The sequence below is a fragment of the Erythrobacter sp. S43 genome, from assembly GCF_057364955.1.
In genome coordinates this window covers 1,136,398-1,152,641 of the sequence record NZ_CP200285.1, presented here as the reverse complement: position 1 = coordinate 1,152,641, position 16,244 = coordinate 1,136,398, and the positions used below count along the sequence as shown (strand labels likewise).

The 16,244-nt window shown below is 58.2% G+C and carries 17 protein-coding genes; 11 read left to right on the top strand and 6 right to left on the bottom strand.

Going from position 1 to position 16,244, the window contains the following annotated elements:
- The first annotated feature begins 70 nt into the window (after window positions 1-70).
- The 3 genes from AC0V6K_RS05560 to AC0V6K_RS05550 are packed head-to-tail and all read left to right on the top strand — an operon-like array spanning window position 71 to window position 3,519.
- Window positions 71-1,798, top strand: a complete 1,728-nt coding sequence (locus AC0V6K_RS05560) for a S41 family peptidase (protein WP_472625415.1) — start codon at window positions 71-73, stop codon at window positions 1,796-1,798.
- A complete protein-coding gene (locus tag AC0V6K_RS05555; protein ID WP_472625413.1) occupies window positions 1,776-2,447 on the top strand; it encodes an endonuclease III domain-containing protein in 672 nt (223 codons plus the stop codon). The genes AC0V6K_RS05560 and AC0V6K_RS05555 overlap by 23 nt, the downstream gene beginning before the upstream one ends.
- Window positions 2,448-2,502: 55 nt before the next feature.
- Window positions 2,503-3,519 (top strand): NAD(P)H-dependent flavin oxidoreductase, encoded by a 1,017-nt coding sequence (locus AC0V6K_RS05550; protein WP_486172688.1) that lies wholly within the window; start codon window positions 2,503-2,505, stop codon window positions 3,517-3,519.
- Between the two features lie 67 nt (window positions 3,520-3,586).
- Here the strand turns inward: AC0V6K_RS05550 and AC0V6K_RS05545 are convergent, their stop codons facing one another.
- The 3 genes from AC0V6K_RS05545 to AC0V6K_RS05535 all read right to left on the bottom strand — a co-directional run bounded on the left by AC0V6K_RS05545 (window position 3,587) and on the right by AC0V6K_RS05535 (window position 4,984).
- A complete protein-coding gene (locus AC0V6K_RS05545; protein WP_472625409.1) occupies window positions 3,587-4,039 on the bottom strand; it encodes a hypothetical protein in 453 nt (150 codons plus the stop codon).
- A gap of 107 nt (window positions 4,040-4,146) precedes the next feature.
- The gene (locus AC0V6K_RS05540; protein WP_486172578.1) at window positions 4,147-4,644 is read right to left on the bottom strand and encodes a hypothetical protein; all 498 of its coding nucleotides are present in this window, start codon (window positions 4,642-4,644) and stop codon (window positions 4,147-4,149) included.
- Window positions 4,645-4,723: 79 nt separating this feature from the next.
- A complete protein-coding gene (locus AC0V6K_RS05535) occupies window positions 4,724-4,984 on the bottom strand; it encodes a zinc-finger domain-containing protein (RefSeq protein ID WP_472625406.1) in 261 nt (86 codons plus the stop codon).
- An 80-nt stretch (window positions 4,985-5,064) separates the two neighbouring features.
- Here AC0V6K_RS05535 and AC0V6K_RS05530 point away from each other — a divergent pair, with 80 nt between their 5' ends.
- The 3 genes from AC0V6K_RS05530 to nadB all read left to right on the top strand — a co-directional run bounded on the left by AC0V6K_RS05530 (window position 5,065) and on the right by nadB (window position 9,007).
- Window positions 5,065-6,009 carry an ABC transporter ATP-binding protein gene (locus tag AC0V6K_RS05530; RefSeq protein ID WP_472625404.1) on the top strand — a complete coding sequence of 315 codons (945 nt, stop codon included), beginning with the start codon at window positions 5,065-5,067 and terminating at the stop codon, window positions 6,007-6,009.
- 22 nt (window positions 6,010-6,031) lie between these two features.
- On the top strand, window positions 6,032-7,018 hold the full coding sequence (locus AC0V6K_RS05525; RefSeq protein WP_472625402.1) for an MBL fold metallo-hydrolase: 987 nt from the start codon (window positions 6,032-6,034) through the stop codon (window positions 7,016-7,018).
- A gap of 387 nt (window positions 7,019-7,405) precedes the next feature.
- The gene (gene nadB / locus AC0V6K_RS05520; RefSeq protein WP_472625400.1) at window positions 7,406-9,007 is read left to right on the top strand and encodes an L-aspartate oxidase; all 1,602 of its coding nucleotides are present in this window, start codon (window positions 7,406-7,408) and stop codon (window positions 9,005-9,007) included.
- Here nadB and AC0V6K_RS05515 read toward each other — a convergent pair.
- On the bottom strand, window positions 8,996-9,538 hold the full coding sequence (locus AC0V6K_RS05515) for a hypothetical protein (RefSeq protein WP_472625398.1): 543 nt from the start codon (window positions 9,536-9,538) through the stop codon (window positions 8,996-8,998). The genes nadB and AC0V6K_RS05515 overlap by 12 nt on opposite strands.
- A gap of 74 nt (window positions 9,539-9,612) precedes the next feature.
- Between AC0V6K_RS05515 and AC0V6K_RS05510 the strand changes: the two genes are divergently transcribed.
- Window positions 9,613-10,530 (top strand): alpha/beta fold hydrolase, encoded by a 918-nt coding sequence (locus AC0V6K_RS05510; RefSeq protein ID WP_472625396.1) that lies wholly within the window; start codon window positions 9,613-9,615, stop codon window positions 10,528-10,530.
- Between the two features lie 15 nt (window positions 10,531-10,545).
- Here the strand turns inward: AC0V6K_RS05510 and AC0V6K_RS05505 are convergent, their stop codons facing one another.
- Window positions 10,546-11,196, bottom strand: coding sequence for a hypothetical protein (locus AC0V6K_RS05505; RefSeq protein WP_472625395.1), 651 nt, complete (start codon window positions 11,194-11,196; stop codon window positions 10,546-10,548).
- 477 nt (window positions 11,197-11,673) lie between these two features.
- On the opposite strand from AC0V6K_RS05505, the gene AC0V6K_RS05500 reads away from it, so the two are divergent.
- The 4 genes from AC0V6K_RS05500 (at window position 11,674) to AC0V6K_RS05485 (ending at window position 14,859) form a co-directional block, all read left to right on the top strand.
- Window positions 11,674-13,722: a ribonucleoside-diphosphate reductase subunit alpha gene (locus tag AC0V6K_RS05500; RefSeq protein ID WP_472625394.1), complete on the top strand. Its 2,049-nt coding sequence runs from the start codon at window positions 11,674-11,676 to the stop codon at window positions 13,720-13,722.
- Between the two features lie 228 nt (window positions 13,723-13,950).
- Window positions 13,951-14,310, top strand: coding sequence for a PilZ domain-containing protein (locus AC0V6K_RS05495; protein WP_486172687.1), 360 nt, complete (start codon window positions 13,951-13,953; stop codon window positions 14,308-14,310).
- Window positions 14,311-14,389: 79 nt separating this feature from the next.
- Window positions 14,390-14,572, top strand: a complete 183-nt coding sequence (locus AC0V6K_RS05490; RefSeq protein WP_472625391.1) for a hypothetical protein — start codon at window positions 14,390-14,392, stop codon at window positions 14,570-14,572.
- Window positions 14,569-14,859: a hypothetical protein gene (locus AC0V6K_RS05485; RefSeq protein WP_472625390.1), complete on the top strand. Its 291-nt coding sequence runs from the start codon at window positions 14,569-14,571 to the stop codon at window positions 14,857-14,859. Before AC0V6K_RS05490 ends, AC0V6K_RS05485 begins: the two co-directional genes overlap by 4 nt.
- 17 nt (window positions 14,860-14,876) lie before the next feature.
- Here AC0V6K_RS05485 and AC0V6K_RS05480 read toward each other — a convergent pair whose 3' ends face one another.
- Entirely contained in the window at window positions 14,877-16,205 is a 1,329-nt protein-coding gene (locus AC0V6K_RS05480; RefSeq protein ID WP_472625389.1) for a GGDEF domain-containing protein, read from the bottom strand.
- Window positions 16,206-16,244 lie beyond the last annotated feature (39 nt).

Sequence of the window (16,244 nt, the reverse complement as noted above, 5' to 3'; positions counted from 1 at the left end):
CGGGTTCATCAAACAGCAAGACGCGTTCCTGTGTATCACCCAACTGACGATCAGGTGGGAGGATAACGTCGTGATATTCAAGCGCTCATTGGGGCTCGCATTCGGAGCATTGCTGGCCAGCCAATCCGCTCCTGCTTTGGCGCAAGAGCCCGCACCACAGCCAACCATCGACGTTGAACAGGCCGCTCCTGCCATTAGCCGGTTGATCGAGGTTTGGGGCTTTGTGAAATTCCATCACCCCGATGCGCAGGCAGGCCGTCTCGCAATGGATCAGGCATTCTTCGCGCTCTATCCCAAGATCGCTCAGGCGCGCTCAGCGAAGGAAGCGGACGGCATCCTTTTGGCGTGGCTGGACTCGATTGGCATCGGTGCGCCGTGCAATCCGTGCGGGTATGAAACCATGCCAGATGCCGACAGCATCGCGATCATTCAGCCGACTAACGGCTGGATCGCCAGCCTGCCTGAACCTCTTGCTCTCAGAATAAAGGCCATCTTCGAAAACCGCCCGGCTGCGTCAGCCACTTTTTACATCGAAGCGAACCGGAATACGGGCAATGCGGTCCATCTGAATGAGGCCGATTACACCGCCACCGGCCGCGATGATGCGGAGCTGAGAATGCTGGCTACCGCGCGGATTTGGAACACGCTGCGATACTGGTTTCCGTACCGCGATGTGATGGACGCCGACGTTGGGTCCATCTTAAAGCCAGCAGTTGCGGATACGCTCAGGGCCCGATCCCGCGCAGAGCACAAACGCGCAATCACACGCCTTGTGGTCAAAAGCGACGATGGCCACGGCAACATTCTGGCCTATCGCAACGCTGTCAGGCCGTCGGGCCAATGCTCGCTCCCTTATTCATGGCGGATGGTGGACGGGGCGTTGATTGTGGATGGCCTACAGGCTCATCCCGAAGGCAAGCTGAAGCGTGGTGACGTGATCCGTGCGATCAATGGCGAGAGCATCGCTGACCTTGATAAGAGATATTCTCCCATGATCTCGGCCTCGAACGAGCCGTACCGTGACAGCGTATTGGCGTTCTGGCTGAGCATGGGAGAATGCGGTGCGCACACACTCTCTTTGGAGCGGGGCGGGTCGACGATTGACGTGACGGTCGACTGGCTGAGCGAGAAGGAAGCTGGGCTTGACCGCACTCTTGGCCGCAATCGCAAGGGGCCAACGATCCAGTCGCTCGATAATGGCGTGACCTATGTCCGCTTCTCGCAGTTGAAGAAGGAGGACATGCCCGCACTGCTCGAAACGGCGAATGCGGGCAGCGGGGTGGTGATCGATATGCGCGGATATATGCGCGACTATCTGATCTATCATCTTGGGCCGCTGCTGGTGGACCAGCCGGTTGAGTTTGCGCGCTTCACGCAACCTTCGATCTCTACACCTGGACTGTTCACATGGGGAGCCGCTGTTTCCATTGCTCCTGATCCGGAGGGTCGGCGCATCACCGTTCCGGTCGTGGCTTTGATCGATGAGAGCGCGGCCAGCTCGCCGGAATATCATGCGATGGCCTGGCGGGCCGCAGGGGTGACCATGATCGGCAGCGCCACAGCCGGGGCCGACGGCAATGTTTCTACTCAGCCTTTGCCGCGCGATGGTGCGGGGATGCGCTATTCAGGGATCGGTGTGTTCTATCCCGATCGCAGCCCGACCCAGCGTATCGGCATCCAACCCGATATCGAGGTGAAGCCGACCATTGCGGGGATTACAGCTGGCCGCGACGAGGTTCTGGAACGCGCGCTCGAAGTGCTGCGTTCTAGAAAGGATGAGCCAATCACGAGGCCTTGAGCCGTCCCAAATGGAAGAAGTCTATCGACGCCTTTCAGAGGCGATGCCGGGACGAACAAAAAATGCGAAGGGGCCGAAGGGACAGCCCGACGCATTCCGCTCCTGCATCTCCTGCATGCTCTCCGCCCAGTCGCTCGATCGCAACACGGCGGCAGCGACGAGGGCTCTATTCAAGCTGGCGAAGACGCCTGAGGCTATGCTGGCGCTTGACGACGCCGAAATCGCCACCGCGATCAAGCCGTGCGGGCTCTACAACAACAAGACCAAGAACATCCGCAAGTTCTGCACCGCGCTGATCAAGGAGCATGGCGGGGTCGTGCCCGATACGCGTGAAGGGCTGATGAGCTTGCCCGGCATTGGCCGCAAATGCGCCGATATCGTGATGAGCTTCACTTTCGGGAAAGACGTGATCGCGGTCGATACGCACGTGCACCGTGTTTGCAATCGCATCGGTCTGACGGACGCAAAGACGGCGGAGAAAACCGCGCAGCAATTGGAGGAGCGTTCTCCGGATTGGGCGATGGCAGACGGTCACTTCTGGCTGATCCAGTTCGGCAAACGCGTATGCCGCGCGCGCGTGCCGAAATGCGAGATCTGTGTGGTGAGTGATCTTTGCCAGACGGGACCGATCGAGCGGGATCAAGACTGACGCTACGGCGAAGCGCTTCGCGCAATCGGGGCTTGCACCGCGCTGCGATCTCGGCTTGTTTCCTGCCCAAACAGATACCGAGAGAGGAACACTTGCCATGAAAACCGCCATCACCGAAATGTTCGGCATTCAGCATCCCATCATTCAGGGCGGCATGCACTATGTCGGTTTTGCCGAAATGGCAGCGGCGGTTTCCAATGCGGGGGGTCTGGGCATCATCACCGGCCTGACGCAGGGCACGCCGGAAAAGCTCGCGAACGAGATCGCGCGTTGCCACGACATGACCGACAAACCCTTCGGCGTGAACCTGACCATTCTGCCCACGCTGACGCCGCCCGATTATCCTGGTCTGGTGAAAGCTGTCATCGATGGCGGCGTGAAAGTGGTCGAGACAGCCGGGCGCAACCCGGTCGAGCTGCTTCCGCCGCTGAAGGACGCAGGCATCAAGGTGATCCACAAATGCACCAGTGTGCGGCACTCCTTGAAAGCGCAGGACATTGGCTGTGACGCAGTGTCTGTCGATGGCTTCGAGTGTGGCGGTCACCCGGGTGAAGATGACATTCCGAACTTCATTCTCCTGCCGCGTGCAGCCGATGAACTGGATATCCCGTTTGTTTCCAGCGGCGGCATGGCTGACGGGCGCAGCCTTGTCGCATCACTCGCGATGGGAGCGCAGGGCATGAATATGGGCACACGCTTCATCGCCACCAAAGAAGCGCCGGTGCACGAAAATGTGAAGCGTGCCATTGTCGAAGCCAGCGAGCTCGACACGCGCCTCGTTATGCGTCCGCTGTGCAACACCGAGCGGGTGATGAACAACGCCGCGGTTGAACGCCTGATCGAGAAGGAAAAAGAGCTCGGCGACGCGATTACGATTCAGGACATCCTGCCCGAAGTCGCCGGTGTCTATCCCAAGATCATGATGGAAGGTGCGATGGATGAAGGCGCATGGAGTTGCGGCATGGTGGCCGGCCTGATCAACGACATCCCGACCTGTCAGGAATTGATCGACGGTATCATGGGTGAGGCCGAAGCCATCCTTGCGCGCATGAACGGCATGGCCTCTGCGTAATCACTGGCGCTAAATTACTGCCAATTGCAGCTGATGCGCTCTTTTCGAAGCGCATCAGCCGATTGGATCAACCTTCGTCTTTCTTGACGCGGGTGTACGGCACAAAGTCGGTAAAGAAGACCGCTCCGGTGAACATGCCAATGAACGGATCGATCGTGTGCGTCACGTCCATCCGGCAGATCTGCGACGAGTTGAAACGGCGCGAGACAAGCGCGTCGGTGCGATCAATGTCTTCCGGATTGCGTGTTCGCTGAACGTAGATCGTATTGCCGCTGCCATAGACGTACGCGGTTTTGTCGATCGTTTGCATGCGGTCGTTTGGAAAAGAGCGGATGCAACGCTGCGGCTCACCGGCGACGCGGCCTTTCAGCAGCTTGGCAAGACGCTTTTCGCCCTTCGTCATTTCAGCAGCCGGCTCTTCGGCGTGATCCTCCGCAAATGCGGGCTGTGTAAAGGTGAGCGCGAGGCCTGCCGCAGCGGCCAGCGCGATCGGGCGAGCGATAATTGGTGCGCGTTTCATGGATTAAGACTCCTCAAACCGACGACCCCCCAAGGTCTTAAGAGATACAATATCTCTCTGAACCTGCGATGACCAGAGCCCGCGTTCGCCCTGTTGGGATGATAAAGTCATCGATACCGGGAAATGTTGAGATTCATGCGCAGCCGACCAGTATCTTTCGTTTGTGAAAGATTGAAACTGACGGTTACCTCGTTGCCGTTTTCTAGCTCGATGTCGGCACTGTGATCGCGAAGGCGTTGAGTGTTCTTGATATAATGGACAAAATCGGGACCGTATTTCTCGCCGAGTTCCGCCAGCTTCTCCTGCGAATAGGTCACTGGCTGATCTTGCTCCAGCGCTGCAGGCAGACACCGTTCCAGACGCCCCAGAAGCTGGTCGTAGCTACGCTCAGCCTCCTTCTGTTGTTCATTTTCGAAGCGCCAGTTGCAATCAAGGTCGAAGTCGGTAGCGGGAGAATCGATCTGGCAAGATTCGGCATCGCGGATGACGCCGGGCAGTCCGCCCTTCGTTACGCTCAACAACCCCTTATTATTGACTGCCACCGCGATCCCCTCGAGGCTCTTTGGATCGTCAGCGATAATGCTGCTGATGACCGGGCATTTCACCTGCGCTGTCGCAACACTTGGTACAATAAGCGCGGCTGATGCGAGAATAGCTCTCGCAGGCCAGCCAAAGGGTTCTGCCTTAGCGATGGCCGGGGTCCGCGCCTTCGGAAATGTCGGGCAGCGTCGTCTGGTCTACACCATCGGCTGGCCCACCGCGCAGAACAAAGCGCCGGTCGCAATAGCCGCAATCGACATAGCCGTGCTCGTCAATCTCAAGATAGATGCGCGGGTGGCCGAGCGCTGCAGGACGGTAATTGTCGCCGCCGCGAATGCCGCTGGCGCCGTCACAGCTCACGCGCTTGGTGTCGACAAGGAGGATTTCGGGTGGACCAATATTCATGACCGGTTCCATATTCTCCCCGCCATCCGATTTCAATTGCTGTTTGCGTGTACTCCTCCTGCGAATTAGGGACCTGACCCATGTCCAATGCACCCGCCATTCGCATCGATAATCTGGTCAAACGCTATGCCCCGTCCAAAGGGGAGGCCGGTGACGGCAAACTGGCGCTCAACGGTGTCAGCTTCGATGTCCCGCAGGGCTCTATCTTTGGGCTGCTTGGCCCCAATGGCGCGGGCAAATCGACGCTCATTAACACGCTCGCCGGTCTGGTGAACAAGACCAGCGGCTCGGTCGAAATCTGGGGCTTCGATATCGATCAACAGCGCCGCAATGCCAGCCGCGCGATTGGCATTGTCCCGCAGGAAATCGTGTTTGACCCGTTCTTCACCCCGTTCGAGGTGCTCGAGAATGTTGGCGGCTTTTACGGCATTCCCAAGGCGGAGCGCCGCAGCGAGGAATTGCTCGAAGCAGTGCGACTGGCTGACAAACGCAACGCCTACGCGCGGACACTGTCAGGCGGGATGAAGCGCCGCCTGCTGGTTGCAAAAGCCATGGTCCATTCGCCGCCCATTCTCGTGCTCGACGAGCCGACGGCGGGCGTTGATGTGGAGCTGCGCCGTCAACTGTGGGATTTGGTGACCGAACTCAACCGCGAAGGTGTGACGGTAGTGCTGACCACGCACTACCTTGAAGAGGCCGAGGAGCTTTGCGACGAAATCGCGATCATCAACCATGGCGAATTGATCGCACACAAGCCGACCCGTGAGCTGATCAATATGGCGCGCGAGAAGATCGTGGCGGTAACGGTGGCAAAAGACCTCACTTCAGCGCCGTCCCATGAGGCTTTCAGCAAGGTCGAGTTGTCTGGCGAGCGCGGTGTCGAAGTAACCTATGACAAGGACAAGATGAGCGCCGGGCAAGTTCTCGCCATATTGCAGGGGCAAGGTTTGACGGTCGAAGACGTCACCACGCGCGAAGCGGATCTGGAAGATGTCTTCGTGCAGCTTACGGGAACAGGCGCCTAGGGCTAATACGGGGAGACTGCGCGTGCGGTTAGTTGGTCAGATACTGGGGGCGACCGCCATTTTGGGCATTGCAGCGGCATGTTCTGATGCAGAGGTCCGCGCCAATGCAAGCGACCTTGCCGCTGATCTGCCCCGCGCCGAACAACCTGCCGAATGCCCGGCGGAAGGTCCTGCATTGCAAGTGCTCGGCAGCGGCGGGCCGATCGCAGAGGCTGATCGCGCGGGCACATCCTATCTGCTCTGGATCGATGGTGAGCCGCGTCTGCTGATCGATGCGGGGGCGGGCAGTTTCCTGCGCTTTGCGCAAGCAGGTGGAAAGATCGATACGCTTGATGCGATCCTGCTTACGCATCTGCATGCGGACCACGTGGGCGACTTGCCCGGCATCCTCAACACGGGCGGATTTGAAGGCCGCGAAGAGCCTTTGCCAGTGATTGGCCCTGACGAAGCGCCGCGCTTTCCTGGAACCGCCGAATTCCTGTCCCGCCTGCTGTCAAAGGAAGGAGGCGCGTTTGCCTACAATGGCGGGTATCTCGACGGCACCGAGAACAAGGCGAAGCTGGAGCCGCGCGATGTTGTTACGGCGCAAGGCACAGCTGGTCGGACAGGGTTGGATGTGTCGAATGACTATTCGGTGATGGCGCATCCGGTGCATCATGGCCCTGTTCCCGCGTTGGGCTATCATATCGAGGTGGACGGCAAGAGTTTTGTCATCACAGGAGACCAAAGTTTCCAGAGCGAGCGGTTCTTAAGCGATCTAACCGACAGCAAGCCCACCATCCTGTTCGCGCATCATGTGATCAACGGCGAAGCGGGGCAGCCTATCGGCCTGCACCGGACGCCATCGCAGATCGGCGAGTTGGCGCGCGCGCTGAAGCCACAGCGTCTGGTTCTCACTCACAACATGAACCGGTCTTTGAAGCCGCTGTCGAACAGCCTCGCAGCGATAAAGGCGGGCTATGATGGCGAAGTCAGCGTCGCGATGGATCTGGATTGCTACGCGCTGTGAGGTTCAGGCCTCCCGCTTTTTCCAGTTTTTGTGCGAGATCCGCTCAATATCCTTTTGGCAATGGCGGCATTTGGTGACGTAAGTCGAGCCGGTCCATTCGATATCGCGGCGGTGCGGGCGGTGACGCCCGAAAACACAAAGCATGGGTGAAAGCGCAGACACGGTAAGGCGGAGTCCTGTTGGTTGGCCAACGTTGCGGCCGGTTGTCGATTCCTGCGGACCCTAAAAGCTTCGCGTAAGCCACGTGCCTTCGTGCTATGTAACATGAGCTAACACACTCTGTTACATTTGCCCAACCATTTCTGCTGCAGTGCAACAAAATTCCAAGCGTCGCGCCTGCGGTGTAGCCCCTTGCCCCGCGCGCATTTGCGGGCCATGTCGCGAGCCATGGGTGAGACAGCGCATAACGCATACGCATATGATGTGATTATCATCGGCTCTGGCGCCGCGGGGCTTACAGCTGCGCTGGAGCTGGCCGAGTCGAAAAAGGTGCTGGTTCTGGCCAAGGGTTCGCTTACCGGTGGGTCGACCGCATGGGCGCAGGGCGGCATCGCGGCTGTGCTCGACGCTGGTGATACGTTTGAAAACCATGTCCGCGATACGATGGTCGCGGGCGCTGGATTGAACGATCGCGATGCGGTGGAGTTCGTGATTGAACGCGCGCCAGAGAGCATTGACCGGCTGATCGAACTGGGCGTGCCCTTCAATAAGGAGTCGGGCGACCTTCACCTCACTCGCGAGGGCGGGCACTCGCACCGCAGGATCGTGCATGTTGATGACGCGACCGGGTGGGCGGTGCAGAGCGCGCTGCTGAAAGCTGCCGAGGCGAGCCCGAACATCACCATGCTCGCCGGGCGCACCTGTATCGATTTTATCACCGATCGCCACCGCGAGAAGTTCTCTGCCGCTGGCCGAGTGTGGGGCGTTTATGCGCTCAATGAAGAAACCGGCCGTGTCGAGCGCCACGTTGCACGCGCCACTATCCTTGCGGCAGGCGGGGCGGGGCGTGTCTACCAATTCTCGACTGCCCCGCGCGGCGCGACGGGTGACGGGATTGCGATGGCTTGGCGGGCTGGTGCGCGTGTCTCCAATATGGAGATGATGCAGTTCCACCCGACCTGCCTCTACAATCTTGAAGTCAAAAACTTCCTCATCACAGAGGCCGTGCGCGGTGAGGGCGGGCGGCTGTATCACCCCGAAACCGGCCACCGTTTCATGGCGGATTATGACCCGGAGCGAATGGAATTGGCCCCGCGCGATGTCGTGGCGCGCGCCATCGATGACCAGATCAAACGCTTCGGTCTTGATTACGTGCATCTCGATATCAGTCACGAAAGCCCGGACTTCATTCGCAGCCACTTCCCTACGATCCACGAAAAGCTGACTGGCCTCGGCATCGATATGACAACAGGCCCGATTCCCGTCGTGCCTGCGCAGCATTACACTTGCGGCGGCGTGGTGGTGGACCTTCACGCGCGCACCGATCTACCCGGCCTATGGGCGGCGGGCGAATGCACCGAAAGCGGGCTCCACGGCGCCAACCGCTTGGCTTCGAACAGCCTGCTTGAGTGCTTTGTCTATGGCGAAGCGGCAGCGAGCGATATTCTGGAGCGCTGGGATGATTTGGAAGCCCCGCCAGAGGTCAAACGCTGGGACGGAAGCCGGGTTTCGGATTCGGACGAGCAGGTCGTGATCAAACAGAACTGGACCGAAATCCGCCGCTTCATGTGGAACTATGTCGGCATCGTCCGCACCACAAAGCGACTGGAGCGTGCCGCCAACCGCATCGCTCTACTGCGACAAGAGGTGGAGGAATATTACGGCAGCTTCGTTGTCACCACCGATCTCATCGAACTGCGCAACCTGCTGCAAGCGGCAGAGCTGATCGTGACGTCAGCGCTAAAGCGGCACGAAAGCCGCGGCCTTCACTACACGCTGGATTATCCGGAGACCTCGGACGCAGTGCAGGATACGGTGTTAGTCCCCTAAATCGAAGGCACGTTTGGGGCGCTTCAAGTTGGGTGCGTAGGCGCTCCAGCCGTGAAACTTCTCAAAAGTATCTTCGAGAGCGTCGTAGAATTTTGTTCCCTCGGGTGTCCAGCACTCCAAGCCATCGCGCGCCTCGACGGTGCGTCCTTCCGCTCGCAATGTAATTTGTTTGAGTCCTCCATTTGAGACAACAATGACCTCACGTTCATGCCGGGGCTTTGCAAGGCATTCTGGGTCATGCAGGCCAACCTTCGCTGCCTTCTCTGCCATCTCGCGCAGTTCCGTGAGTTGAGGATTATTCAGCGTTCCGAATTGGCGGCTTAATCGTGGCTCGCCTGCCGCATATCCGCTTGTACGAATGCCGGGAGTGATTGAATATCGTCCGGTGTTGAGATCCAATGACAGTCGATTGGCCGTCGCCCATTCGCTTCGATTGATTGTGGCGTTGACATGATGCGCCCCGGCGAGGTCTGCTGTCATGCAGGCTGAAAGCGACGCAAAGAGCGGTATGACCATCCAACGCATCATCATGTTTTGCCATGATGCGCATTCTTTGCAAAGAGTGCGGTCTGCCCTTTCGCGGTACTGACTATCAAAGGACAAACATGCCCACCATCACCACGCCCAACACCGGCCTTGAGCTGTTTTACGAATCCCATGGCGATCCGTCGAACGAGACGATGTTCCTTGTTATGGGGCTGGGTGCGCAGCTGACGCTTTGGCCGGACGAGTTTGTCGAGGCACTGGTGACGCGCGGCTATCATGTGATCCGATATGACAACCGCGATATTGGCCTAAGCCACAAGTTTGACGGCCAGACGGCGCCGGGCATCCGCTGGCAGCTGTTCCGCAAGATCATCGGCTGGCCCGCGGCCGTGCCTTATACGCTCAGCGATATGGCCGATGACGGTGCGGGCCTGATGGAGGCTTTGGGGATTGAGAAAGCCCACGTCGTCGGCGCGAGCATGGGCGGGATGATCGCGCAGCTGATGGCGGTGAACCATGCCGACAAGCTGCACTCGCTCACCAGCGTGATGTCCACCAGCGGCAACCCCCGCGTGCCTCAGGCAGACAAGAATGCGATTGAAGCGCTGACCGCGCCGATCACCTCGATGGAAGAGGAGAATCTGGTCGCCCACGGTATCAACATCGCGCGCAATATCGGCAGCCCCGATTACCAGCTTGAGGAAGATCGTCTGCGCGAGAAGGTTCTGCGCAGCGTGCGCCGCAGCGTCTACCCGCCCGGCCTTCCGCGTCAGCTCGCGGCGATTATCGACGATGGAGACCGCCGTGCGCGTCTCGGCCATGTGACGACGCCAACACTGGTGCTGCACGGTGAGGCTGATCCGCTGGTGAAGCTTGAAGGTGGCAAAGACACCGCCAAGCACATCCCCGGAGCGAAGCTTGTGACGCTGCCGGGCTGGGGCCATGACCTGCCCATGGAGCTAATCAACCCGCTTGCGGACCACATCCACGAACACGCACGCGGCGTGATGGGCACGAAGGAAAGCGTGGCGGCTTAGGGCTTCAATTTTCGATTAAGTGCACCACACTTTTCCGGAAAGAGGCTCCTGCGGTGGCGGTGGTTGGTTTGGCGACGTGTCGTCCGAAGGTGCGCTTCGGTTTTCGCAGAAGCCTGATTGCCGAGAATATCCGGGCTCGGCAGGTGATGGGGCCTCGCCTTCGCGGCACATCATCATGGCTCCGGATGGGTCGCGAAAGGCCACAATACGAATTTCATCACCGTATTCGTCGAACCTGACTGGCCTTGAAACAGCTCCTTTGAAAACGCGTACGGCCTCGTTGCGATCAAATCTGCAAATGCCCGCTGCCCCTAGGCTGGCGAGCGCATCGGCTGTTTCCGCCAAGGAGGCGTCAGGGTTCATTTGGACGTGGGTGTAGCCATAGAATTCCGGATACTCAGTCTCGGCACGCTCGCTTAAGTCTATCTTTGAGCCGTTTTTATCGCGCCAGACCTTTTCTTCCGGGTCGTACTTGATTGGGCTGCCAAAGCGCTCGACATACTCACCGCAGTCGCATGGCGGCGGTGTGGTGATCGACAGCAAGACCAGCAACTCCGGATCGACAAACGGCTCCTCAGCCGTTTCAGCGCAGCCCGAAGCGAGAATCGCCGCGCCCAACGCAAGCGACGCTCTCATCCGCTTCGCCGCATCTAAAATCGCGTTCATCAACAGGCTCCGTTTGCGATGGACGCAACAATCTTGCCGCATCTCATGCGAAAGATTCACAGATTGATTCACATGATTCAATCACCAAATTTTTCTTCACAGATTCAATTTGGGGGTTGCGCAACTCACGACTCAAGCTTTCTCCACGCGTCGCTGCGCTGCAACATAGAATTGTAACATGCGAAAGTGCGTTTTTATGGTTAATCATGTGTTGACCGGAGTCCGCTGCTGATTCATCATCTAGTGGTTCGGTCATGGCTGACACCCCAAAACCTAGACTTCTTGTCCCGAGCCCATCGGGGGCGCGGCAGGGGAAGGAGTCTCTTCGAAAAGGGTGCAATCGCGGCTGATTGTTGAGGAACTGCGGGATCAAATGGGCATATCTTGTGGCCATCCTGTGGAGATAGCGGTATAGAACAGAATCGGAACATCGGCTCTTGCGCGGCGTTGTGATTCCGGGGACTAAACGGGGCCAAAATGGAATTTAAAGCGAGTGAAGGCGTGCCACAGGACGTGCTGACCGAAGGTGATGCGAACGAGACCACAGAAGGTCAAAACGCAGCCTCGAAAAAAGAAAAGACAACGGCGATCATCATGGAAACGAAAGATAAGGGCAGCGAAGAGCTGATCGCGGAGAAAGCTGGCGAGGCGCTGGCTGGTGCCGTTGCCGAATCCATGAAGGCCGCTGCGCAACCGGACAGCAAGACGGTCAATCCGCGTCGCTTTGACGTGCAGATCGACGAATCACGCGATGCGAACCTGACCGAGTTCGGCAAAGAAACGCTGACCGATCGCTATCTCCTGCCCGGTGAGAAGTATCAGGATCTGTTTGCCCGCGTTGCTGATGCCTACGCGGATGATGCCGAGCATGCTCAGCGTCTTTACGATTACATCTCGAACCTGTGGTTCATGCCGGCAACGCCGGTCCTCTCCAACGGCGGCACGGGCCGTGGTCTGCCGATCTCTTGCTATCTCAACAGCGTGAATGACAGCCTTGATGGCATTGTTGGCACCTGGAACGAGAATGTCTGGCTTGCCTCCAAGGGTGGCGGCATCGGCACCTATTGGGGCAATGTTCGCGGCATTGGTGAGCCGGTGGGTCTCAACGGCAAAACCAGCGGCATCATTCCGTTCGTGCGGGTGATGGACTCGCTGACGCTGGCGATTTCGCAAGGCTCTCTGCGTCGCGGTTCGGCGGCGTGTTATCTCGACGTGTCGCACCCGGAGATCGAGGAGTTCCTTGAAATCCGTAAGCCGTCGGGTGACTTCAACCGCAAGGCATTAAACCTGCACCACGGCGTGCTGCTGACCGATGACTTTATGGAAGCGGTTCGTGATGGCGCCGAGTTCGAGTTGAAATCACCCAAGACCGGTGAAGTGCGCGGCTCTGTTGATGCCCGCTCGCTGTTCCAGAAGCTGGTCGAGACCCGTCTCGCCACCGGTGAGCCTTACATCGTGTTCGGCGACACCGTGAACCGCATGATGCCCAAGCACCACCGTGATCTGGGTCTCAAGGTTTCGACTTCGAATCTGTGCTCGGAAATTACACTGCCAACCGGCATTGACCACCTTGGCAATGATCGTACGGCGGTGTGCTGCCTGTCCTCGCTCAACCTAGAGAAGTGGGACGAATGGAACGGTGACAAGCAGTTTATCGAAGACGTCATGCGCTTCCTCGACAACGTCCTGCAAGACTATATCGATCGTGCACCCGACGAGATGGCGCGCGCCAAATACTCCGCCGATCGCGAGCGTTCGGTTGGTCTGGGCGTCATGGGCTTCCACTCCTTCCTTCAGCAGAAGGGTCTCGGTTTCGAGTCGGCGACGGCCAAGGCGATGAACCTGAAGATGTTCAAGCATATTCAGGCCAAGGCGTCCGAAGCTTCGATGCTGCTTGCTCAAGAGCGCGGCCCGTGTCCTGATGCGGCAGAAATGGGCGCGATGGAGCGTTTCAGCTGCAAAATGGCGATCGCGCCGACCGCATCGATCAGCATCATTTGCGGCGGCACCAGCGCGTGCATCGAGCCGATCCCGGCCAATATCTACACGCACAAGACGCTGTCGGGCTCGTTCATCGTCAAGAACCCGTATCTTGAGAAACTGCTCGATAAGAAGAGCAAAAACTCGAACAATGTCTGGAACTCGATCCTCGAGCGCGGTGGTTCGGTTCAGCATCTCGATTTCCTTACCGAAGAGGAAAAGGCGAGCTTCAAGACCAGCTTCGAAATCGATCAGCGCTGGCTGCTTGAATTCGCCGCCGACCGCGCGCCTTACATCGATCAGGCCCAGTCGCTGAACCTGTTCATCCCCGCTGACGTCGATAAGTGGGATCTGATGATGCTGCACTTCCAGGCATGGGAAAAAGGCATCAAGTCGCTTTACTATCTCCGCTCGAAATCGGTGCAGCGCGCAGGCTTTGCTGGGGGTGTTGAGGCCGACAATACAGCTGATGCTCCAGAGATCGCGCTGAAAGCCGAATTGGGCGAACAGCAAACAGATTACGAAGAATGCCTGAGCTGCCAGTAAGGATATGGAATAATCATACGATTTAGTTTAAGGCTAAACCATAAGGCGGGGCTGGAACCCAAAAAGGGCAACAGCGTATAAAATACAGTGAGGAATGCCTGAGCTGTCAGTATTCCCGCCAGAGCACTGACAGCCAATAGCCCCCGCAAGCCATGGCTTGGCGGGGGCCTTTTTTTGATCTCGCTGATTTTACCGCGTCTTAAGCTTGATGCGATTAGTCTTGATGCCATGCAGACGCGTCAAACGCCCCGTCGGAGAATCAACTTGCCCGGCCGTTTTTCCACCGGTCAGGGTGAACCAATAGCTGTGGTCCTCTCCGACGTTTCCGATGGCGGCTGCCGTTTTCCAGCTGGCCCCGTATCGCTCGAAATCGGATCGCAAATTCAGGTCTATGTCGGTCCATCAGGCCCGCATCGTGCTGCGGTCCGCTGGTTTCATGAAGGCGATTACGGCGTCACCTTCTTGCGCAAGCTTCCCAAAAGCACGGTTGAACAGTTTCAATCGAGCCACGTTCCTGATGGCGGCGTCGATGTTGCCGAACATGAATTCGAAGCCATGGCTGAGGGAAAACCGCGCCGATTCTGCTGACACTCGCGCCTGACGCTTGAATATGTCATAAATGCCTGTCGCTGCATTCCCACTCGGGTGCAGCAGGGAGGAATTGGCTATGTCACCACAACTCTGGATCGGGATTGTCGGCAGCGCTGTGCTGCTGGGCTTCATTTTGAACGCTGTGCGTAAGGCGCGCGGACCAAAAGGTCATACTTACAACGCCGCAATGCTGCAGGCCGGGATCAGCGTATTGATCCTGCCGGTTATGTGGATGATCGTATTCGTGGCTGCGTCATGACCATTTCTTATTCACGTATCGCCACCATTGCGGCTTGCACCCTGATCCTTTCCGCCTGCGCCAGCCAGATTGACGCCGGCGTCAGTCAAGAGGCTGGCGCACCGGGTTTCTGGTGGGGCCTGCTTCACGGCTTCATCTTCCCATGGGCTTGGATCGGCTCGTTGTTCGATCCCAACATCGCGGTTTACTCCGTCCCTAACTCGGGCGGATGGTACGATTTCGGCTTTTTCCTTGGGATCACCGTTCTGGGTGGGGGCAGCTTTTTCGGGTCAAAGAAGAAGGGATAGCGCGCTGGTCCGTCGGCTTATTCAGCCGCTTCCACCACCGTCTCTTCGCTGGTCTCGCCAATCTCGACCGCTCTGACCTGATCCCGCCCACTTCGTTTGGCTTCATAGAGCGCGGCGTCCGCATGGGCGATCAAGTCTTCGCGCGTCGCACACTCACCTGTTGGCGCAATAGCGGCACCGATTGATGCGGTGATGACCGATTTGCCCGAGGGCCAGACCGGCACCAGCAAAGCGCCAATTCCCGCTCTGATTTCTTCGGCAATGCGTTCGGCTTCTTCGCGCGATGGCACGCACACGGATGCGACGAATTCCTCTCCGCCAAAGCGCGCAGCAATGCCGTCTATCCTCTGCATCCGCGCAGCCAATTCATGCCCGACAATCCGCAATGCCTCATCACCTGTGACGTGACCGTGCGTGTCATTGAATGCCTTGAAGTGATCGATATCGATCATCAGCATCGCCGGACGATGCAAGGGCCCAACCCAGTCATCGGACGGGCAAGCCTGCTCCTCAAGCATTTCGGTAAAAAGGCGCTTGAAGAAACGGCGGTTGGGGAGTCCGGTCAGCGGATCGCGGTAAGACAAATCGCTAAGCTGGGAATTGGCTTCCATCAGCTCGAGCGACGTCGTGCGCGCCTGCAAAGTGAGGAGGAAGTTGTTCTGTCGAAGCCGCTCTAACCGGAAGGCCAGCAACATGGTCGCCCCTCCGATGATAGCCAGCAAAACGAGAAAGTCGAGCTTGTCGCCAAGCTGATGCTGACCGCCGACCAGAACTGTCAGATAGGCCGTGGTGGTGTAGGCAAAATTGAATAAAACCAATCCGCGGATGGAGAATGGCAATGTGATATTGGCAAAACCCATCAACAACGCCGCCGCCGCAAGATACCGCGCCGAGCTTTCCGGGGGCAGATGCAATGAAAGGTGCACCACAACCGCAGCAAAGGCGATAAGCGACGCGCCCACACAGAACGAAGCGACTTGGTTCCACTTCTTGCTGGATGCGATCAGGCCCAGAAATGTGATCGGCGCAACAGCTAAAACGCGCAGCAAGGCGCCTTCGTGAACCATGGCCGGATTAACAACCAAATCGATAAGCAAGGTCGCCAAACAGACCAGTAAGCCCAGCAACAACAAAAAGCCTTGTTCGCGTTCAGAGCGCTGGCTCACTTCAGCGCTGTAGCGTTCTTTGATCGCATCGGGCCAATCGCGCGGATGCCGATCTTCGCGCAACAGAGCATCGACCTGTGCAGCGTCGACCCGGGCGCCATCTTGCACAGGATCCACTGGCGCACCCGCAAGGGGCGCGGCACCTGCCGTTTCGGGAGCAATGGTCTCAACAATCCCCATCCAGCGACGTCTACACGCGGAAGCTTAAAGCCGTGTTAT